A 21,294-nucleotide genomic window follows, 5' to 3' on the forward strand; every position below is an offset into this window, starting at 1 on the left:
CCGATTAGGCCGTTGGCCGATTAAGCTGACATTATGGCGCCCAACGCCACAGCGACAAGGGCGTGACGGTTAATCATCGGTTAATCGCCATCCACCATTGTGCCCACACTTGCACAGGGACAAGGCTCCTCCATGCGTCATTTTTTTCTTTTGTTTGCACTGCTGATCTCCGGCCTGGCCCAGGCGGGAAACAACCCATTCGAGACCAAACCGGAGTTTCTGCCGGTCGACAAAGCCTTCGTGCTCACCTCCGAACGCCTTGAGTCCGGGGAAACCCAGCTGTTCTGGCAAATCACCGACGGCTATTACCTGTACCAGAAACGCCTGAAATTCGACGGTTTGGCGGCCGAGCAGCAGCCGGCGCTGCCCGAGGGCGAGTCGCACAGTGACGAGTTCTTCGGTGAACAACCGGTGTATCGCCAGGGCTTGGAGGTAAAAATTCCGGCCTCGGCCAGCGGTCAGATCAAGGTCAGTTATCAGGGCTGCGCCGATGCCGGCCTGTGTTATCCGCCGCAGACCCGGGTCATCGATCTGGGCGGCAAAGCGACGCCAACGGCCAGTGCCGAAGCACCGGATCAGGCCCTGGCCAGCAGCCTGCAACAACGGGCGCTGGGCTGGAGCCTGCTGGTGTTCTTCGGCCTCGGCCTGTTGCTGGCGTTTACCCCGTGTTCGTTGCCGATGCTGCCGATTCTGGCGGGCATGATTGTCGGCAGCGGTGCAACCCCACGCCGTGGTTTCGCCCTGGCCAGCAGCTATGTGATCTGCATGGCGCTGGTGTATGCAGCGATGGGGGTGATCGCTGCGCTGCTCGGCGCCAACCTGCAGGCGTGGCTGCAAAATCCATGGCTGCTCGGTGCATTTGCAGCAGTGTTCGTGGTGCTGGCGCTACCGATGTTTGGCTTTTTCGAATTGCAATTGCCGGTGGCCCTGCGTGACCGCCTCGAACACGCTTCGCGCAGTCGCAATGGCGGCAGTCTGATCGGTGCCGGGGTGCTCGGCGCATTGTCCGGTCTGCTGGTCGGCCCGTGCATGACCGCGCCACTGGCCGGCGCTTTGCTGTACATCGCGCAGAGCGGCAATGCGCTGCACGGTGGCTTGATTCTGTTCGCGTTGGGCATCGGTATCGGGGTGCCGCTGTTGCTGTTGGTGACCGTCGGCAATCGCTTCCTGCCAAAGCCTGGCGCGTGGATGAACCTGCTCAAGGGCATCTTCGGTTTCCTGTTCCTCGCGACCGCGCTGCTGATGCTGCGCCCAGTGCTGGACTCGTCGCTGTGGCTGGGCCTGTGTGGCGCGCTGCTGCTGATCGCCGCGTTCTGTGCCTGGAAGCAATCGGACGGCTTCGGCCGGGTTGCCCAGGTGTTCGGCGCCAGTTCGTTGCTGCTCGGTCTGTGGGGCAGCCTGTTGCTGATCGGCGCTGCCGGTGGCAGTGACGACCCGTATCAGCCATTGCAGGTGTACAGCGCCGGCCGGGCCGCCAGCGCTACGCCGAGCGGGCATGACGCGTTCACCACGATCAAGGATCCGGCCGCCCTGCAGCGCGAACTGGATAGCGCCAAGGCTCAAGGCCAGTGGGTGCTGCTCGATTACTACGCCGACTGGTGCGTGTCGTGCAAAGTCATGGAAAAACAGGTGTTCGGCAAGGACAAGGTCATGCAGGCACTCAGCGATGTGCGCCTGCTGCGCCTCGACGTCACTGCCGACAATGCCGCCAGCCGCGAGCTGCTCGGCCGCTACAAAGTCCCGGGGCCACCGAGTTTTGTCTGGATCGGCACCGACGGCGAAGAACGACGTAGCCAGCGCATCACCGGTGAGGTGGATGCCGAGACGTTCCTGCAACGCTGGACCACCACCCGAGACGCCAATTAAATGCTGACGTTCACCCTCGGCACCTTTGCCATCGCGCTTAACCACCTGCTGCTGATCAGTGCCCTGGCGCTGGCGACCTTTGTCGGCTGGCGGGTGGCCAAGCGTGGCGGCGATAACCCCGAGTCGGCGCTGTTCAGCCTGTTTCTGCTGGGCATGCTCGCGGCACGCGTGGCGTTTGTCGCCCTGTACTGGGGCCACTATCGCAACGATCCGTGGCAGATCATCGACCTGCGCGATGGTGGATTCCTCGCCTGGCCGGGGGTGATCGTGCTGCTGCTCACCGCTCTCTATCGCGGCTGGCGCCGCCCGGGCCTGCGTCGGCCATTGGGTTTTGGCGTGGCCAGCGGCGTGCTGTTCTGGTTGTTGGCGACCCTGTCACTGAACATCTACGAACAAGGCACGCGCCTGCCGGAAATCACCCTGCGCAACGCCGCAGGCGAGACCATCCAGCTCAGCGACTATCAGGGCGGTCCATTGGTGATCAACCTCTGGGCAACCTGGTGCCCGCCCTGCCGGCGCGAGATGCCGGTGCTGGAAAACGCTCAACAACAACGCCCGGACCTGACCTTTCTGTTCGTCAATCAGGCCGAAAGCATGCAAAGCGTTGCCACCTTCCTGGAAACCCAGGGCCTGAGCCTGAACAACGTGCTGTTCGACCGCAGCGGTCGACTGGGTCAGGCCGTGGGCTCCATGGCGTTGCCGACTACGCTGTTCTATAGCCCTGACGGTCGCTTGCTGAGCAGTCATCTGGGCGAACTGTCGAACGCCAGCCTGGCCCGCGCCCTGGAAAATTTCGACATCCCGAATCCAACCGCCGCACCGGCCACCTCTGCAAGGAAACTGCCATGCCCCGCCTCCGCCACCTGCTGACGCTGACTCTGGGCACTGCCCTGCTGCACCTGCCGTCGGTGCAGGCCGCCGAAGAATTGCCCGCCGCGATCAAGCAGATCGAAGCCAAGGGCGCAAAAATCGTCGGCCAGTTCGACGCCCCGGACGGCTTGCGTGGTTATGCGGCGCAGTACCAGAACCGTGGCATGGCGCTGTACCTGACGCCAGACGGGAAACACGTGTTGCTCGGCAATCTGTACGACGCCGACGGCAAGGATCTGAGCAGCGAGCCGTTGCAGAAACTGGTCTATGCGCCGATGGCCAAGGAAATCTGGGGCAAGTTCGAAGCCAGCAACTGGATTCAGGACGGCAACAAGGACGCGCCGCGCACCGTGTATCTGTTCAGCGATCCCAACTGTCCGTACTGCAACATGTTCTGGGAACAGGCGCGACCATGGGTCAAGGCCGGCAAGGTGCAGCTGCGGCACATCATGGTCGGGATCATCCGCGAAGACAGCCCGGCGAAATCCGCCGCGCTGCTGGCGGCGAAAGATCCGGCCAAGGCCCTGGAAGATCACGAAAAGGCCGGCAAGGCCAGCACCCTCAAACCATTGAAAGACATTCCAAAAGCGGTGCAGACCAAACTGGCCGCCAACATGCAGTTGATGGAAGACCTGGAACTGCAGGCGACACCGGCGATTTTCTACATGGATGACAAGGGCGAGCTGCAACAGCAGCAAGGCGCGCCTTCGCCGGAGAAACTGGCGAAAATTCTCGGGCCAAAGTGAGTCCGGCTTCTTTATTGCCTGATCGGGCCTCTTCGCGAGCAAGCCCGCTCCCACAGGGATCACCGCGGTCACTGTGGGAGCGGGCTTGCTCGCGAAAAGAACGATGACACGGTTTAGCGGTTGCGCTCAGCCAAAAAAGTAAACAACACCTCGCTCACAAACTGCGGATTCTCCAGACTGGAGATATGCCCCGCTTCCGGCACCAGTACCCACGGGCAACCGATCAATTCAGCCATTTCCTGTGCCTCCGACGGCGGTCGCGGTTTGTCCTGATCGCCGCACAGCACCAGGGTGGTCGCGGCATTCAGTTCGCCCAGGCGCGGCAACAGATCATCACGACTGAAGGTGATACGCCCCATCGGCACGATGCTTTCGCGCAGGCGATCCGCGGTGTAGGCCGCCAGTTTGGCGCGGAAGTCCTGATACAGCGCCGACTGCGGATCGATGCCCGGGCGGAAGAAGATCGGCACCACGATGTCGAGCAACTGAGGCGCAATCTCGCCGCTTTCCTCGATCTGCTTGAACAGCGAGAAATAGTACTGACGGGTTGGCTCAGGCTCGACGCCGACGTAGGTGTCGAGCAGTACCAGACCGTTGATCCGCTGCGGTGCCGACAACGCCAGCCGCACGCCCCACATGCCGCCGACCGATAGCCCCGCCAGCGTGACCCGTTCGATCTGCAGGTGATCGAGCAAGGCCTCGACCTGCCGCGCGATGTCATCCAGTGAGGTGGTGCCTGGCGGCAAGCGCCCGGATTCGCCGTGGCCCCACAGGTCCAGGGCAATCACCCGATAGTGCGGCGACAATGCAGCGATCTGCGGCGCCCACATGGCCGTGTCCCACAGATAACTGCCCGCCAGCAACACGGCCGGGCCGGTGCCTTGATCAATGTAGTGCAGCGCTTGTCCGTCAACCGTGAAGAAAGGCATCGACCACCCCCGAGACAAAAAAGAGAACCGGCAGACTGAGCTGCCGGTTGTCGATCGTCAACCTGGGAAATGATGCGGTGTGTGTTGATGCTACTGACGCCTTCGCGAGCAAGCTCGCTCCCACATTGGTTCTGCGTACACAGTACTAAATGTGGGAGCGAGCTTGCTCGCGAAAGGGCCAGTGCCGGCACTAGAGAATCAAAGCCCTTCCAGCTCCGCCATCAGATCATTCAAGCGATCCACCTTGTCCTCGGTCATGTCACTCGCCGCCAGGCCTTCGATGTACTCGGCCAGTTCCTGCACCGTGCTGCACTCGAACATCGCCCGCAGCGGCACATCGCGTTGCAGGGTTTTCTGCACCCGCGAGGCGATCTGCGTGGCCAGCAACGAATGCCCGCCCAGCTCGAAGAAGTTGTCGCGCACCCCGACCTTGTCGACCTTGAGCACTTCGGCCCAGATGTCGGCCAGGGTCTGCTCCAGCTCGTTGCGCGGGGCCAGGTAATCCTGACTCTGCAACTGGCCGATTTCCAGGGCCGGCAAGGCCTTGCGGTCGAGTTTACCGTTGGCGTTGTGCGGCAGCTGATCGAGCCACAACCAGTGCAGCGGCACCATGTATTCCGGCAGTTCGCTACGCAGGCGTTGCTTGATCCGCTCCAGACGTTCGCTCGGGTTGAGCGCCGAATCCGCCGCGACCAGATAACCGACCAAGTGCTTGCCATTCACGCCTTCCTGCACGCCGACCGCCGCATCGCGGACTTCCGGCTGTTCGTGCAGACGCGCTTCGATTTCACCCAGTTCGATCCGGTAACCGCGAATCTTCACCTGATGGTCGACCCGGCCAACGTACTCCAGCACCCCGTCACTGCGCCGCCGCGCGAGGTCACCGGTGCGATACAGACGCTCGCCCGGCGCGCCGAACGGGTTCGGCACAAATACCGGCGCGGTGCGCAGCGGATCGCTGACGTAACCGCGACCGACACCGGTCCCGGCCACGCACAACTCACCCACCGCGCCCAGCGGCACCAGTTCCAGCGCGCCATCGACCAGATACAGCAAGTTGTTGTCGGTCGGCGTACCGATCGGCAAATAGCTGCCGTGAGTCGAAGCCATGTCCACACGGAAGAACGCCACGTCATCGGAGCATTCCGCCGGGCCATAAGCATTGACCAGACCGATCTGCGGATAACGCAGCAGCCACTGGTGCGCGAGTTCCGGCGGCATGGCTTCACCGGTCGGCAGCATCCAGCGCAGACCGTCGAGGCTCAGGCGCTCGGAGGCGAGCATGCCCTGAATCAACGACGGCACGCTCTCGAGCACGGTGATCCCCTGCGCCTGCACATGCATCAGCAACCCCTGCGGATCGTGAGCGATAGTGTTCGGCACAATGTCCACCCGCGCCCCGAACAGCGGCGCGGCGAGGAACTGCCAGACCGAAATGTCGAAGCTTTGCGATGCGGTCTGCGCGATCACGTCGGCGTCCGTCAGTTGCAGGTACGGCACTTTGCTCAATTGGTTGTTGAGCATGCCGCGCTGCTCGATCATCACGCCTTTCGGCAGACCGGTCGAACCCGAGGTGTAGATCACGTAGGCCAGGTTGTCCGGACCGCTGTGGATACCGAGGTTTTCGGCGCTAGTCGCAGCAGCCTGAATCTCCTCCCAGACCAACAGCCGTGGACGGTTGGCGCAGCTGAACTCATCGAGCAAAGTCTGCGCCTGTTCGCGGCAGGCTTCGCTGCACACCAGCACTGGCGTGCGGCTCAGTTCGATGATGCGTTGCAGACGCTGGCTCGGCAGGCCCGGATCCAGCGGCAGGTAACCGGCACCGGCCTTGAAGCTGCCGATGATCATCCCCAAAAGATCCAGATTACGTTCGGCCAGCAACGCTACCGGTTGATCCAACTGCACCCCGGCGGCGACCAGTGCATGGCCGAGGCGGTTGGCGTTGAGGTTGAGCTCGGCATAGCTCAGTTGCTGATCGAGGCAAGTGGCGGCGATGCGCTGCGGATGCGCCGCGACCTGCGCTTCTAACAGTGCCACGTAGCTGTGCTCCAGCGGATAATCGTGCGCGCTCTGGTTGCAGCCGTGCAGCAGAAAGTCCTGCTCCTCGGCCCCCAGCAGCGGCAGATCAGCCATATCACCGTGGAAACCATCGACCAGTGCCAGCAGCAGGCGCTTGAACTCACCGAGCATGCGCTCGATGGTCGACTCGTCGAAGTAACGCTGGTCATACGACAGATGCAGGCCGAGGTCATCGCCCGGGTAGCACACCGCCGTCAGCGGGAAGTTGGTGTGGGTTCGACCGGAGTCAGAAGTCGCGTTGAGGCTCTGCGCACGGTCCAGCACCGAGACTTCCACCGGCGCGTTCTCGAACACGAACAGACTGTCAAACAGCGGCTGGCCTTTCGGCAATTCGCTCTGTTCCTGGATGTTCACCAGCGGCAGGTATTCGTACTCGCGCAGTTGCATGTTGCTGTCGAGCAGCCCGCTCAACCACTGCCGCACGCTGCTGCGCTGATCGTCCTCAGGCATTTTCACCCGCAGCGCGATGCTGTTGATGAACAGGCCGACGGTGCGCTGCATTTCCGGCATTTCCACCGGGCGCCCGGCCACGGTTACGCCGAACAGCACGTCGCGATCACCGCTCAGGCGGCGCAGCACCAAGGCCCATGCCGCTTGAGCGAAGGTGTTGATGGTCAGTTGATGAGCCTGGGCCAGCTCGCGCAGCCGGACGCCATCTTCAACGTTGAGACGGGTGTAGCGGTCACCGACGATCATGCCGCCGCTTTCGCCGGCGTGTTCGCGTAGGAACGGTCGGTCGCTCGGGATCGGCGTGGTGCGTTCGAAACCTTGCAGGTTCTGCTGCCACCACTGACGTGCCTCGGCCAGGCTCTGGCGTTGCAGCCAGCCGATGTAGTCGCGGTAACGCGGCGGCACCGACAACTGTGCTTCGCGACCTTCACCGAGGGCGGTGTAGATCTCGAAGAAATCGTTCATCAGCAACGAACGGCACCAGGCATCGATGAGGATGTGGTGGTTACTCATCATGAACCAGTAACGCGCCGCACCGACCTTGATCAGGCGCAGGTGGAACGGTGCCTGATTGAGCAGATCGAATCCGGCCTCGCGCTCGCTTTTCAGCAGCGCTTGCAGCTTCGGTTCTTGCTCGTCCTCGGCGATGGCGCTCCAGTCCAGGTACTCGATCGGCGTACGACCCGGGGTGTGGATCACTTGCAGCATGTCCTCGCCGACGTTCCAGCAGAACGACGCACGCAGCGCTTCATGACGAGCGACCACCGCTTGCCAGGCCTGGGCGAAACGCTCGGGATCGAGCTCGCTGTTGATCCGGTAGCGATCCTGCATGTAGTACAGACCGGTGCCCGGTTCGAGCAAGGTGTGCAGCAGCATGCCTTCCTGCATCGGCGTCAGCGGGTAGACGTCTTCGATGTGCGCCGCCGGCACCGGCAGTGCATCGAGTTGCGCCTGGGTCAGTTTCGCCAGCGGGAAGTCCGACGGCGTCAGGCCACCGGCCGTGTCTTGCAGGCAATGTTCGATCAGGCTTTGCAGCTCGCCGAGGTAAGCGTCGGCCAGATCGTTGATGGTTTGCCTCTCATGGCGCTCGGCGCTGAAAGTCCAGCGCAGCAGCAGTTCGCCGCCATACACCTGACTGTCGATGCTCAACTCGTTGGGCAACGGCGCCTGCGGATCGTGGGCCGCACCGACCGGCTCGTCCAACGGACGGAACAGCGCATCGCTGGCGAAACTCTGGTCGAACTGGCCGAGGTAGTTGAAGGTCACCGGAGCATTCGGCAACGCCGCCATGCTGCGCTGACTGAGGTCATCGGCCAGATAACGCAACACGCCATAACCGAGGCCTTTGTGCGGCACGGCGCGCAGTTGCTCCTTGATCGCCTTGATCGAAGCGCCCTGTCCGGCGGCCTCTTCGATGTTGTGCGGGGTCAGGCGTAATGGATAGGCGCTGGTGAACCAGCCGACGGTGCGGGTCAGGTCGATCTCGTCGAACAGGGTTTCGCGGCCGTGGCCCTCCAGTTGAATCAGTGCCGACGGCTGCCCGCTCCAGCGGCACAGCACGCGGGCCAGCGCCGTCAACAACAGGTCATTGACCTGCGTGCGGTAGGCCCGCGGTGCCTGTTGCAGCAGTTGTTGGGTACGCTCGGCATCAAGGCGCACGCTGACGGTTTGCGCGTGACGATTCTGTTGTCCGCCCTGCGGGTTTTCGCACGGCAGATCGGCGTTCGATCCGGCCAGTTGGGTTTGCCACCAGTTCAGTTCTTCACGCAACGATTCGCTGCCGGCATAGGCCTGCAAACGTGCCGCCCAGTCTTTGAAGGCACTGGTTTTCGCCGGCAGTTTCACCGACTGTTCGGCTTCGAGCTGGCGATACACGGTTTGCAGATCGTCGAGCAAAACGCGCCACGACACACCGTCGACCACCAGGTGATGAATCGCAATGAACAGCCGTTGCTGCCCTTCGCGACCATCGACCAGCAAGGCGCGCAGCAGCGGGCCGTTTTGCAGATCGAGACTGCGCTGGGCATCGGCGAACAGCGCTGCGCACTGGTCCATCGCCGCCACCCGCACCTGCCACAACACCTCGACGTCGGATACCGGTTGATGCGTGACCTGCCATTGATCGTTGACCTGAGTGAAGCGCAGACGCAAAGCATCGTGCTGCTCGATCACCGCCAGTAGCGCCTGCTCAAGACGATGCGGTTCCAGCGCCACGCTCGGCTCCAGCAGCAGCGCCTGGTTCCAGTGCTGACGCTCAGGAATATCAGTGTCGAAGAACCAGTGTTGAATCGGCGTCATGGCCGACTCACCGAGCACCAGTCCCTGCTCGGCAGTCACCTGCTCGCTACGGCTGGCGACCGCAGCCAGAGTCTGCACCGTCTGATGCTGGAACAGATCACGTGGACTGAAATGAATGCCCTGCTGTCGCGCACGACTGACCACCTGAATCGACAGGATCGAGTCGCCGCCGAGTTCGAAGAAGTTATCGTTGAGCCCGACCTGCTCGACGTTGAGCACCTCGCACCAGATCTGCGCCAGGGTCTGCTCCAGCTCATTGCTCGGGGCGACGTAGTGCTGACGGTTCAACTCAGGATCCGGCGCCGGCAAGGCGCGGCGGTCGAGTTTGCCGTTGGCGGTCAGCGGCATGCTCGCCAGCAGGATCAGATGCGTTGGCACCATGTAATCCGGCAGTTGCGCCTTGAGGTGTGACTTCAGTGCTTCACGCAGTTCGGCCTGTTGCGCTTCGCCTTGCTCGGCAACTTCGCTGACCAGGTAGCCCACCAGTTGCTTGCCGCTCGGCGCATCCAGCGCCAGCACCACCGCTTCGCGGATCGAGTGGTGATCGAGCAGACGGGTTTCGATTTCGCCCAGCTCGATACGGAAACCACGGATTTTCACCTGATGGTCGATCCGGCCCAGGTATTCCACCAGACCATCGGCGCGCTGGCGCACCAGATCGCCGGTGCGGTACATGCGCCCGCCATCGGCGGCAAACGGGTCGGCCACGAAACGCTCGGCGCTGATGCCCGGACGGTCGTGATAACCCTGGGCCAGACCGGCGCCGCCGACGAACAATTCACCGGTCGCGCCTTGCGGCACCAACGCCAGATCGGCATCGAGAATGTACGCCACGCGGTCACCGATCACGCTGCCGATCGGCACGCTGCCGGCGCCCTCTTCCAGCACTTCCGGGGCGAGACTGGCGAGCGGCATGACCACCGTTTCAGTCGGGCCATAGGCGTTGAAGAACAGGCTCGGTTTGAACGCGGCGCGAATCCGTTGCAGGTGCTCGCCAGTCAGCGCTTCGCCGCCGGTGATGATCATCCGCACCGGCAGAGTTTCATTCTGCGTGGCGAGGAACTGCGCCAGCTGGCTGCCGTAGCTCGGGGTGAAGCCGAGCACATTGATCCGATGGGTGCGGATCAACCCGCAGATTTCTTCCGCATCCCACTGCCCTTGCGCTCGCAGCACCACGTGCGCGCCGCTGAGCAACGGCACCAGCAGACGCTCGGTGGCGGCGTCGAAGTTGATCGAATAGAAGTGCAGTTCGCAGTCGTCCGGACGCATGCCGAAACGTTCGATCACGGCCTGGCAATGCATGGCGATTTCACCGTGGGACACCACCACGCCTTTCGGCTTGCCGGTCGAACCCGAGGTGTAGATCAGGTACGCCTGATGCTGCGGCAGGCTGATAAAGGGCAGCTCAGTGGCCGGGTAATCCGCCAGCGCCGCGCAGTCGTCTTCCAGGCACCAGCGCGCCACGTTCGACGGCAGAGCGCCAAGCGCTTTGAACATCGCGCGGTCGCTGAGCAGCAGACCGATGCGGCTGTCTTCGATCATGTAGTGCAGGCGATCGAGCGGGTATTCCGGGTCCAGCGGCACATAGGCGCCACCGGCCTTGAGAATCGCCAGCAGGCCGACGACCATTTCCAGCGAGCGCTCCAGCGCCAGACCGACCCGCACCTGCGGGCCGACCCCACGCTCGCGCAGGGCCCAGGCCAGGCGATTGGCGCGAGCGTCGAGTTCGGCGTAGCTCAGGGTCTGCCCGGCGAAGGTCAGGGCCGGGGCATCTTTGCGCGCCAGCGCCTGCTCGGCGAACAGATGATGGATGCACTGATCGAGACGACGTTCGCCCGGTTCAACACCGAGGCTTTCGAGCAGCTGCTGTTGTTCAGTCGGGTCGAGCAGCGGCAACTGGCTCAAACGCTGTTGCGGGTCGGCGATCAGCGCTTCCAGCAGGTTGCGCCAATGCTGGGCCATGCGTGCAATGGTCGGTTCGTCGAACAGATCGGTGCTGTAGGTCAGGCAGCAACCGAGGCGATGGTCGAGGTCGGTGACTTCCAGGTTGAGGTCGAACTTGGTCGCCCGCGCATCGTTGGCCAGGTACTCGACGGTCATCCCAGCGAGCATGCGGCTCTGCTGGAATTCCCAGCGCTGCACGTTGCACATCACCTGGAACAACGGGTTGTACGCCGCGCTGCGTGGAGGTTGCAGCGCTTCAACCAGATGATCGAACGGCAGATCCTGATGGGACTGGCCTTCGATCACCGTGTGGCGCACTTGCTCGAACAATTCGCCGACCGACATCTGGCCGTCGAGCTGGCAACGCAGCACCTGGGTGTTGAGGAAGGCGCCGATCAGCCCTTCGCTTTCCGGGCGGATACGGTTGGCCACCGGTGCGCCGATGCGCAGGTCGGTCTGGCCGCTGTAGCGGTAGAGCAAGGTGGCGAGCGCAGCGGTCATGGTCATGAACAGGGTCAGACCGTTTTGCGCATTGAACGCGCGGACGCGAGCGGCGAGATCGTCGCTCAGATCGAAACGGAACAGTTCGCCCTGATGGCTTTGCACCGGTGGCCGCGGACGGTCGCCGGGCAGTTCCAGCAACGGATGTTCGCGACCGAGTTGCGCGGTCCAGTAGTCGAGCTGGCGCTGACGTTCACCGGACTCCAGCCACTGCCGCTGCCAGACGCTGTAATCGAGGTACTGCACCGGCAACGCTTCGAGCGGCGAATCGCGCTCATCGACAAAGGCTTCGTACAGCGCGCTGAGCTCGCGGGCAAAAATATCCATCGCCCAGCCTTCGGTGACGATGTGGTGCAGGGTCAGCACGAAGTAGTGTTCGTGCTCGGCGGTCTTCACCAGACAGGCGCGCAGCAGCGGACCGCTTTCCAGATCGAACGGCAGATGCGCCTCGTCATCGGCCAGTTGCTGGACCTGCTGCTCACGCTGGTCAGCCGGCAGTTTCGAGAAATCCTTCCAGCCCATGCGCACGCTGGTCTCGGCATGCACCTGTTGACGGGCCACGCCATCGACGCTCGGGAACGTAGTGCGCAGGGTTTCGTGGCGCAGGATCAGCGCCTGCAAGGCCGCCTCGAAATGCTCGACGTGCAACACGCCGCGCAGGCGCGCCATGCCGCCGACGTTGTACGCCGGGCTGTCCGGCTCCATCTGCCAGAGGAACCACATGCGTTGTTGCGAGTACGACAGCGGCACGACTTGGCGGCGATCGACTTTGGCAATCGGCGGCTGCTGGTTGGTCTGGCCGCTGGCCTGGATCAGGCGGATCTGCTCGGCGAAGTCACCGAGTTCGCTGTGCTCGAACAACGCGCGTAACGGCAACTCGACGTCACAGGCCTGCCGGCTGCGCGAGATGATTTGCGTGGCCAGCAACGAGTGCCCGCCGAGGGCGAAGAAGTCGTCGCGCAGACCGATCCGTGGCAGACCCAGCACTTCGCGCCAGATCGCGGCGATCTGTTGTTCCAGCTCGGTGACCGGTTCGATATGCTCACGCACTTGCCACTGCGGCTCGGGCAAGGCGCGACGGTCGAGCTTGCCGCTCGGGCTCAGGGGCATTGCGTCCAGGCGCATCAGTTGCGCCGGGACCATGTATTCCGGCAGTTCGCCGGCCAGCGCGGTTTTCAGGCGGGCGATCTGCACGTGCTGATCTTCGCTGGCATCGACAGCGGTGAAGTAGCCGATGAGTTGCGCGCCGGCTGCGGTGTCGCGCACCAGCACCACGGCTTGAGCGACGCCGTCCTGGGCCAGCAGCCGCGCCTCGATTTCTTCCGGTTCAACGCGGAAGCCACGCAGTTTGACCTGCTGATCGAGACGCCCGAGGTATTCGATCACGCCGTCCGAGGTCCAACGTGCACGGTCGCCGGTGCGGTACAAACGTGCGCCCTGCTCGCCCAACGGGTCGACTACAAAGCGCTCGGCCGTCAGCGCCGGGCGACCGAGGTAACCCCGGGCCAGACCGATGCCGCTGATGCACAGTTCACCCGGCACACCGGCCGGCACGGGATTGAGATCGGCGTCGAGCACGCGGCAGATCACATTGCCCAGCGGCCGGCCAATCGGCGAACGCTCGCCGTCGGCCGTGGTGCAGTGCCAGTGGGTGACGTTGATCGCGGTTTCGGTCGGGCCGTAACGGTTGTGCAGTTGCACCGCCGGCAGCTGCGCCAGCACGCGGTTGCGCAGTTCCGCCGGCAGCGCTTCACCGCCGGAGAATAACCGGCGCAGGCTGGTGCATTCGGCGCTCAGCGGCTCATCGATGAACAGCGCGAGCAGCGGCGGCACGAAGTGCAGCGTAGTCACGCCGTACTGCTGAACCAACTGCGCGATGCGATGCGGATCGCGGTGTTCACCGGGGCCGGCGATCAACAGACGCGCGCCAGTGATCAGCGGCCAGAAGCACTCCCACACCGACACGTCGAAACTGATCGGCGCCTTTTGCATCAACACGTCGCTGTCGTTCAGGCGATAGCTGTTCTGCATCCACTGCAGCCGTTCGGCCAATGCGGCGTGGGTGTTACCGACGCCTTTCGGTTGACCAGTGGAGCCGGAGGTGTAAATCACGTAGGCGAGATTGTCGCCGTGCAGGTGCAGACCCGGTGCCTGGCTCGGCCAGTTCTCCAGATGCAGCGCGTCCATGGCGATCACGCTGACGCCGTCACTGGCCGGCAAGCGATCGAGCAATGCGGTCTGGGTCAGTAGCAGTTCGACGCCGCTGTCGCTGAGCATGTAAGCCAAGCGCTCGGCCGGATAATCCGGATCCAGCGGCACATAAGCGCCACCGGCCTTGATGATCGCCAGCAGGCCGATCAGCAGTTGCGACGAACGCTCGGCGGCAATCGCCACGCACACATCCGGGCCGACACCTTTGTCGCGCAGATAATGCGCGAGACGGTTGGCCTGGGCGTGCAATTCGGCAAAATCGAGACTGCCGCCGTCCCACACCAGCGCGGTGCGTTCCGGAGTTTGCCGCGCCTGTTCGTTGAGCAGTTCCGGCAGCCAGTGTTGCGCCGGGGTGCACGGGGCGATGCTCCATGCTTGTTGCTGTTCGTGCTCGCATGGAGTCAGCAATTGCAGGTCGCCAATCGCCTGCTGTGGTTGCTCGCAGACGGCGCGCAGCAGATTGCTGAAGTGTTCGGCCAGACGCTCGATGGTCGCCGCGTCGAACAGTTCATCGGCGTAGTCGAAGGACAAGGTCAGGCGCCCGTTGCGATCTTCTTCGCTGTGCAGTTGCAGGTCGAACTTGGCTTCGCGGCTGTGCCACGGCAGTTCTTCGGCGAGCAGGCCCGGCAGGCGCTTGAGCGCACTCAAGTCGCGTTGCTGGTGGTTGAACATGACCTGGAACAGACCCTGTTCACGGGCCTGCGGGAACGCTTCGAGCAGTTGCTCGAACGGCAGATCCTGATGGGCCTGAGCACCCAGTGCAGCCTCGCGGGTCTGCGCCAGCAACTCGACAAACGACAGCCGCGAATCAACCTCGGCACGCAGCACCTGGGTGTTGATGAAGAACCCGATCAAGCCCTGGGTTTCCAGGCGCGGACGGTTGGCGTTGGGGATGCCGATGCGGATATCGCGCTGACCACTGTAACGGTGCAGCAGGCTCTGGAAGGCCGAGAGCAACAGCATGAACGGCGTCGATTGATGCGCCTGCGCAGTCTGCTTGATCGCATCACTGAGGCTGACGCCAAGGCGCACACTGTGGCGCGCGGCGCTGTGCAATTGTCTGGCTGAACGCGGGTGGTCGGTGGCCAGTTCCAGCACCGGATGTTCGTCGCCCAGCCGGGCTTTCCAGTACGCCAGTTGCCGCTCGCCCTCGCCTTGCGCCAGCCACTGGCGCTGCCAACTGCCGTAGTCGGCGTATTGGGTGGGCAGCGGCGCGAGTTCGGCGCGCTGGCCTTGGAATGCCGCAGCGTACAGGCGCGAGAATTCGTCGATCAGCACGTTCAGCGACCAGCCGTCGGCGATGATGTGGTGCAGCGTCACCAGCAACTGGTGATCTTCGTCGTCGAGACGCACCAGCGTCACCCACAGCAGCGGGCCTTTTTCCAGGTCGAACTGGGTGCGAGCTTCGTCCTCGCGGATCTGTTGCGCGCGGGCTTCACGCTCGTGCGCCGGCAGGTCGCTGATGTCGATCAGTTGCAGGTTGAATTCAGGTGCGGCGTCGACTTGTTGCAGCGCCACACCGTCGCGTTCGAAGAAACGCGTGCGCAGCGATTCGTGGCGTTCGATCAGTTGCTGGAAGCTGGTGCGCAGCGCATCCTCGTCCAGTTCGCCACGCAGACGCAGGGCGCCGGGGATGTTGTAGGCGCTGCTGTGCGGGTCGAGTTGCCAGGTGATCCAAAGTCGGTTTTGCGCCAGCGATTGCGGCAGTGCTTCGCTGCGCGACAAGGCGTTGATTGCGTCTTGGGCGTTACCGCCATCCTGTTGCTGCTGCGCCACGGCAGCGGCGAATGCCGACAGGGTCGGTGCTTCGAACAACAGGCGCAGGTTCAGCTCCAGGCCCAGTTCTTCGCGCACCTTGGCGATCACCTGAGTTGCCGCAATCGAGTTGCCGCCGAGCAGGAAGAAGTGGTCGTCGGCGTTGACCTGTTTGAGGTTGAGTTGCTCGGCCCAGATCTTGCCGATCAGGGCTTCCAGCTCGGAAGCCGCCAGGGTCGACTCGGTACTTTGCACCTCGACAGACGGAAACACCGCGTAGCTGTCGAGGCTGCCGTCGGCCAGACGATTGCGGCATGCCGAGCGTTGCAGCTTGCCGCTGGACGTCTTCGGCAACGCGCCCGGATTGAGCAGCACCACCACGCCTGGCGCTTCCTGATAGGCCTCGGCCACCGCTTGGCGAATGGCTTTGATCAGTGCTTCGGGCGGCAGGATTTTTTGCACGCTGCGGCTGATTTCTGCGGCGATGCCAATGCCTTCTTCACCGTCCTGAGTGACCGCAAATGCCGCGACGCGACCTTTGCGCACCACTTCCACTTCACGCTCGACGGTTTGCTCGATGTCCTGCGGATAGAGGTTGTGACCGCGCACGATCAGCATGTCTTTCAGGCGCCCGGTGATGAACAGTTCACCGTCGCGGATGAAGCCCAGGTCGCCCGTACGCAGCCAGGTGCGGCCGGCGTGCTGAACGAAGGTTTTGGCGCTGGCCTCGGGGTTGCGCCAGTAGCCGTGAGCGATGCTCGGGCCGGCGGCCCAGACTTCACCGACCGCATTGTCATTGAGTTCTTGCAGGCTGCCCGGATCGACGATCAGCACCGCATGTTCAGGCTGGCTGATGCCGCAACTCATGATCGGGCTGCCGTTGCCCGGTTCAGCGCGATTTTGCGCCAGTGCCTGATCATCGACACGCAGAGCAGGAATACCGGTGCCACGCGGTGTGCCGGCGACGAACAGGGTCGCCTCGGCCAGACCATAGGAGGCCATGAAGCTGTCTTCGCTGAAGCCGCACGGGGTGAACTTCTCGGCGAAGCGCTCAAGGGTATCGAGACGGATCGGTTCGGAGCCGGAATAGGCCACGCGCCAGCGGCTCAGGTCGAGGCGCTCCAGCGCCGATTCGCTGACCCGCTCGCTGCACAAACGATAGGCGAAATCCGGCCCGCCGCTGATGGTGCCGCCGTATTGGCTGATCGCTTCAAGCCAGCGCAACGGGCGACCGAGGAAGTACGCCGGCGACATCAGGATGCACGGCACACCGCTGAAAATCGGCTGCAGCAATCCGCCGATCAGGCCCATGTCGTGGTACAGCGGCAGCCAGCTGACGATCACATCGTCGGGGTTCACGTCGATGCCGAAACCGTGGCGGATCAGCAGCTCGTTGGCCACCAGATTACCGTGGCTGACCTGCACGCCTTTGGGCAGCGCGGTGGAGCCGGAGGTGTATTGCAGGAAGGCGATGTGGTCTGCGGGCAAAGTCGGTTCGACCCAGCGCTCGGCCTGGGCGTTGTCGAGGGTATCGACGCACAGCAACGGCGGCGCGCCATCGATTTGCTGCAAGGCATCGCGCAGGTCGGCGCTGGTCAGCAGCAGACGCGGTTCGGCGTCGGCAATGATAGACAGCAGGCGTTCCTGGTGATGCCGACGTGCGGATTCCGGCGGATAGGCCGGCACCGCGATCACCCCGGCGTACAGACAACCGAAAAACGCCGCGACGTAATCCGCGCCGCTGGGAAACAGCAGCACCGCGCGATCACCGAATTCAGCCTGGGCCTGCAACGCGGCAGCAATGGTCCGCGCGCGTTGATCCAGTTCGCGGTAACTGAGCACCACGCCCTGCTCCTCGGTTTCGGCGAGAAAGCGCAGGGCCAGGCGATCCGGCGTCTGTGCCGCACGGCGCTGGAGGGCTTGGACCAGAGTGCTGGGGAGTTCGAACGCGTCGGTCATGAGGTTTCCTGCCTGAATTCGGCTTGCTAAGTGGAATCGAGTTGCTGCGTCACGCCGGTCGAGGGCGTGCAGGGCGCGGTCTGTGCCGACCGCGCAAGGCATCGGAATGCTGTCTGGCCGGGGCTCGGTACCCGGAACCATTCACCAATGAGAACGGATGACGTCTTGAAATAATTAGTCGGCAGGCTGGATCGCCAACGGGGGCTGGGGTGTGGCGGTGTGTCGCAGTTCTCGATTCGCACCTTTAAGGAGCATTAGTTCTCTTTCTCAATTGACAATCATTATCATTCAACATAATTTGTCGCTCGATGTGTAGGACGGCCCCGTCCCCCGGCGTCCCACTAACCTATTGGCAGCAAGGTGATTTCCATGACGGAACAAGTATCCACAAGCAGGTGCGATTCACCGCTACTTCAGGCCTTCGTCGACAATCGACTGATTCTGGTGAAGATCGCAGCGCGCATTACCGGCTGCCGTTCGCGCGCCGAAGACGTGGTGCAGGATGCGTTCTTCCGCTTGCAGTCGGCCCCGCCGATCACGTCGTCGATCAAGGCGCAATTGAGTTATCTGTTCCAGATCGTGCGCAACCTCGCCATCGATCACTACCGCAAACAGGCGCTGGAACAGAAGTACTCAGGCCCGGAAGAGGAAGGGTTGAATGTGGTCATTCAGGGCGCTTCGCCGGAAACCTCGCATATCAACTTCTCGACGCTGGAACACATCGCCGACGCGCTGACCGAACTGCCCAGCCGCACCCGCTACGCCTTCGAGATGTACCGTCTGCACGGCGTGCCGCAAAAGGACATCGCCAAGGAACTCGGCGTCTCGCCAACCCTGGTCAATTTCATGATTCGCGATGCGCTGGTGCACTGCCGCAAGGTGTCGGGCAGTCGTGGGGGTGCGGCTTCGATGGGTCGTCGCTAAGCCCTGAATTCGGCGTCAAGCCATTCGCGAGCAAGCCCGCACCCACATTTGACCGGCGTACACAGGTCGATGTGGGAGCGGGCTTGCTCGCGAAGGCAGACTTGAAACCGCAATAGATCCCAGGCCTTGTCACTTCAGGCCAGCTTGCACCGATCAAAAAACCGCTCACGCCCCAGAATCATCAACGCCGCGCGCTTGTGCGGAAAGTCGAATTCCTTCTCGCAGTGGAAGCACTGATTCTGCATGTGGCCGATCATCTTCGCGTTGTCGGCACGCGGTTCGGCGACCACGCGCTGGGTACGCGGATCATCCAGAAACAGATAGTGCACCAGCGCCGACAACCAGCTCGCGACCTTGTGCGGGCCACGGTGATTCTCTTCCCCCACCAGCATGTGAATGCCACGGTCGTAATTGTCGACATCATAGAACGGCGCGATACGGTCTTCCTTGGCCCAGTAGGCTTCGAAATAGGCAAACGGCTGATCGTCGAAACAGCCGATCAACGTCAGCGTGTGCGGATCGGCGTCGAGCTTGCTCAGGTATTCGCGATGCTGCTCAAGACTGCCCTCCTCCTGCCAGAAGCTGGCGACTCGCGGACTGTTCTGCCAGCGATTGAACCGCGCCAGATCCTGCTCGATCTCCAGCGTGCGCAGGGAAATCCACGCCCCGAGGCGTGCATCGAAACGTCGATAGACTTCACCGCGCGGCTTGACCGGGCGCTGCGGATGGCGCTTGCCCTGGCTGATCACCATTTGTTGCGGGTAGCTGCCGCTCAGCGATGTACCGAGCCATGGCTGCGGCAATTGCCAGAACAGGGTGCGCTCGCAACGGTATTCGCCGGCCACTTCGGTGTTGACCAGCAAGCCGCTGAGCAAGGCTTCGGTGGGTGGCTGATCCAGCTGCCAGAGCAATTGCTGGCGCTCCGGCTCACGGGCGAACAACCAGTAACAGGCAGCCCACAACGCCAGGCCGGGCGGCAGGGCAAAACGCTCATCGAGCTGAATCGGGCCGGTGCCGTCACGATTCAGACGCAAGCGAACCAGCGGTTGCCCGTCCAGGCTCAGGCTCAGACGGCTTTCAGTAGCATCGGCTACCAGTTCACTGCCCGAAGGCAAGGCCAGGGCAGTCAGGTCATTCAGATTGGACATGGGTCGGGCTCACGATAATCGTCGACAGTTCAACGATGGGACGTGAGCCGCACGGGAAAATTTAGCCGGCGGGGTCAAATCAGTGTTGCGGTACCGGTACCAGAGCGATCTTGTATGGCTCGAAAATCTTCAGCATCTGCCCGTTGTCCCGCAGCTCCTGCAACAATTTGCCAAACGCCTCGCCGGTGATCGGCGCGGCCGGGCGCAGAATGGAGTAATGGTGATAAACCTGATCGATGCGCTGCGACACCAGCAACTTGTCGGCCACCTTTTCGTTGCGTTTCAGGTAGTCGAACAGGTAAGAGCGCGTGACCAAGGCGATGTCGGCGCGCCCGCGCAGCACCATCAACAGGTTGCTGTCATGGGAATAGGTCAACGTGGCCTTGAACGTATCCGCGAGAAATTTGGGGTCGGCGTTGAAATTGGCGAACTCGTAGTGATAACCGCTGTACAGCGCCAGCCGCTTGCCCTTGAGGTCCGAGAAGTAATCCTGCTGCCGACCCTCTTCGCGTTGCGCGACGAAAATCTCGGCATCTTCCAGACCCATATCGACCGTGGTGTGTGGAATGTCCTTCCAGCCCCACTCCGGGTTTTCGAAAATCGCCATGTCGGTGCGCCCTTCCTTCAAGTCACCGAAACGCCGGGGAATCGAGGTCGGTACCAGGACAAACTGATACTCCTTCTGCAACGCATTCAGCGCTTCGACCAATTCCGGCAGCAGACCGGTGTCGGCACCGTTTTCCGGGCGGATGGTGTAAGGCGGAAAGTGCGCGGCGCCCACTCGAACCAGTTGCGCCGCCTGCGCAGGCAGCCCTGAAAATGCCGTCAGCGCGACGAGTACCAGCCCCGTGGCCGTCCGAATTGGCGAAGACTTCAAAACACCCCACTCCCCGAAAAAATACCGATCAATGCATTCAAGCTAGGCGGTTTCGCCCAGTTAGCCAGTTTCCTGACCTGTTGAAACGTGGGTTAACGCTCTTCGAGCACCAGAATCAGCGCTTCATCGGCCAACTGATCGAGGCTCAGGCTGCCGCCGGCACGAAACCAGGTGGTGGTCCAGGACAGCGCGCCAGTGAGAAAACGTCGGGTAATGAATACATCGCCACGGATAAACCCCGCCTCCTTGGCTTCGCCCAGCACCTGCAACCAGAGGTCTTCATAGACATCGCGCAGGGCCAGCACCCGGGCCTGACCTTCTTCGGACAGCGAACGCCATTCATAGACCAGCACCGCCATGGCTTCGCCGCTGCCGCCCATGATCGACTGCAACTCGCAGCGAATCAGCGCCAGCACCCGCTCGCGCACGTTACTGGCTTCGGCCAACGCGGCGCGCATCAGCGCGGTGTTGTAGCGGATGGTTTCTTCCATCACCGCCCGGAGGATTTCATCCTTGCTCTTGAAGTGATGAAAAATGCTCCCGGACTGGATCCCCACCGCCCCCGCCAGGTCACGCACCGTGGTGCGCTCGTAGCCTTTGTTGCGGAACAGGTGAGCGGCCACTTGCAGCAGTTTGCCGCGGGCGCTGTCGGGGTCAGTCAACTGGCCCTGGTCGACCAGTTCGCGCATGACCCTCAGGGCTTTTTGCTCGTCCACCCGTTCTCTCCTACAGTCGAT

9 protein-coding genes are annotated in these 21,294 nt (G+C 62.7%); 4 read left to right on the forward strand and 5 right to left on the reverse strand.

The window, feature by feature from the left end; translation table 11 throughout:
* Positions 1-132: 132 nt before the first annotated feature.
* The 3 genes from dsbD to dsbG are packed head-to-tail and all read left to right on the forward strand — an operon-like array spanning position 133 to position 3,482.
* The gene (gene dsbD / locus E4T63_RS19105) at positions 133-1,866 is read left to right on the forward strand and encodes a protein-disulfide reductase DsbD (RefSeq protein ID WP_135296275.1); all 1,734 of its coding nucleotides are present in this window, start codon (positions 133-135) and stop codon (positions 1,864-1,866) included.
* Positions 1,867-2,736 (forward strand): TlpA disulfide reductase family protein, encoded by an 870-nt coding sequence (locus E4T63_RS19110; protein ID WP_027613398.1) that lies wholly within the window; start codon positions 1,867-1,869, stop codon positions 2,734-2,736.
* On the forward strand, positions 2,712-3,482 hold the full coding sequence (gene dsbG / locus E4T63_RS19115) for a thiol:disulfide interchange protein DsbG (RefSeq protein ID WP_027613399.1): 771 nt from the start codon (positions 2,712-2,714) through the stop codon (positions 3,480-3,482). The genes E4T63_RS19110 and dsbG overlap by 25 nt, the downstream gene beginning before the upstream one ends.
* A gap of 113 nt (positions 3,483-3,595) precedes the next feature.
* On the opposite strand, the gene E4T63_RS19120 is transcribed toward dsbG, so the two are convergent.
* On the reverse strand, positions 3,596-4,411 hold the full coding sequence (locus tag E4T63_RS19120) for an alpha/beta fold hydrolase (protein WP_135296276.1): 816 nt from the start codon (positions 4,409-4,411) through the stop codon (positions 3,596-3,598).
* 198 nt (positions 4,412-4,609) lie between these two features.
* Positions 4,610-17,608, reverse strand: coding sequence for a non-ribosomal peptide synthetase (locus E4T63_RS19125; RefSeq protein ID WP_135296277.1), 12,999 nt, complete (start codon positions 17,606-17,608; stop codon positions 4,610-4,612).
* A gap of 369 nt (positions 17,609-17,977) precedes the next feature.
* On the opposite strand from E4T63_RS19125, the gene E4T63_RS19130 reads away from it, so the two are divergent.
* On the forward strand, positions 17,978-18,532 hold the full coding sequence (locus E4T63_RS19130; RefSeq protein WP_134786992.1) for an RNA polymerase factor sigma-70: 555 nt from the start codon (positions 17,978-17,980) through the stop codon (positions 18,530-18,532).
* Positions 18,533-18,666: 134 nt separating this feature from the next.
* Here E4T63_RS19130 and E4T63_RS19135 read toward each other — a convergent pair whose 3' ends face one another.
* The 3 genes from E4T63_RS19135 to E4T63_RS19145 all read right to left on the reverse strand — a co-directional run bounded on the left by E4T63_RS19135 (position 18,667) and on the right by E4T63_RS19145 (position 21,273).
* Positions 18,667-19,680, reverse strand: coding sequence for a GNAT family N-acetyltransferase (locus tag E4T63_RS19135; RefSeq protein WP_135296278.1), 1,014 nt, complete (start codon positions 19,678-19,680; stop codon positions 18,667-18,669).
* A gap of 79 nt (positions 19,681-19,759) precedes the next feature.
* The gene (locus E4T63_RS19140; protein WP_098964866.1) at positions 19,760-20,557 is read right to left on the reverse strand and encodes a substrate-binding periplasmic protein; all 798 of its coding nucleotides are present in this window, start codon (positions 20,555-20,557) and stop codon (positions 19,760-19,762) included.
* 92 nt (positions 20,558-20,649) lie between these two features.
* Complete coding sequence (locus tag E4T63_RS19145) at positions 20,650-21,273, reverse strand: TetR/AcrR family transcriptional regulator (RefSeq protein ID WP_027613405.1); 624 nt, start codon at positions 21,271-21,273, stop codon at positions 20,650-20,652.
* Between the last annotated feature and the right edge of the window lie 21 nt (positions 21,274-21,294).

The sequence above is a fragment of the Pseudomonas fluorescens genome (assembly GCF_004683905.1).
GTDB classification, from domain to species: Bacteria; Pseudomonadota; Gammaproteobacteria; order Pseudomonadales; family Pseudomonadaceae; genus Aquipseudomonas; species Aquipseudomonas putida_A.

Coding starts and splice junctions, on each gene's coding strand:
- E4T63_RS19125 (WP_135296277.1), bottom strand. CDS start 17,608: ATGACCGACGCGTTCGAACTCCCCAGCACTCTGGTCCAAGCCCTCCAG.
- E4T63_RS19110 (WP_027613398.1), top strand. CDS start 1,867: ATGCTGACGTTCACCCTCGGCACCTTTGCCATCGCGCTTAACCACCTG.
- dsbG (WP_027613399.1), top strand. CDS start 2,712: ATGCCCCGCCTCCGCCACCTGCTGACGCTGACTCTGGGCACTGCCCTG.
- E4T63_RS19135 (WP_135296278.1), bottom strand. CDS start 19,680: ATGTCCAATCTGAATGACCTGACTGCCCTGGCCTTGCCTTCGGGCAGT.
- dsbD (WP_135296275.1), top strand. CDS start 133: ATGCGTCATTTTTTTCTTTTGTTTGCACTGCTGATCTCCGGCCTGGCC.
- E4T63_RS19130 (WP_134786992.1), top strand. CDS start 17,978: ATGACGGAACAAGTATCCACAAGCAGGTGCGATTCACCGCTACTTCAG.
- E4T63_RS19120 (WP_135296276.1), bottom strand. CDS start 4,411: ATGCCTTTCTTCACGGTTGACGGACAAGCGCTGCACTACATTGATCAA.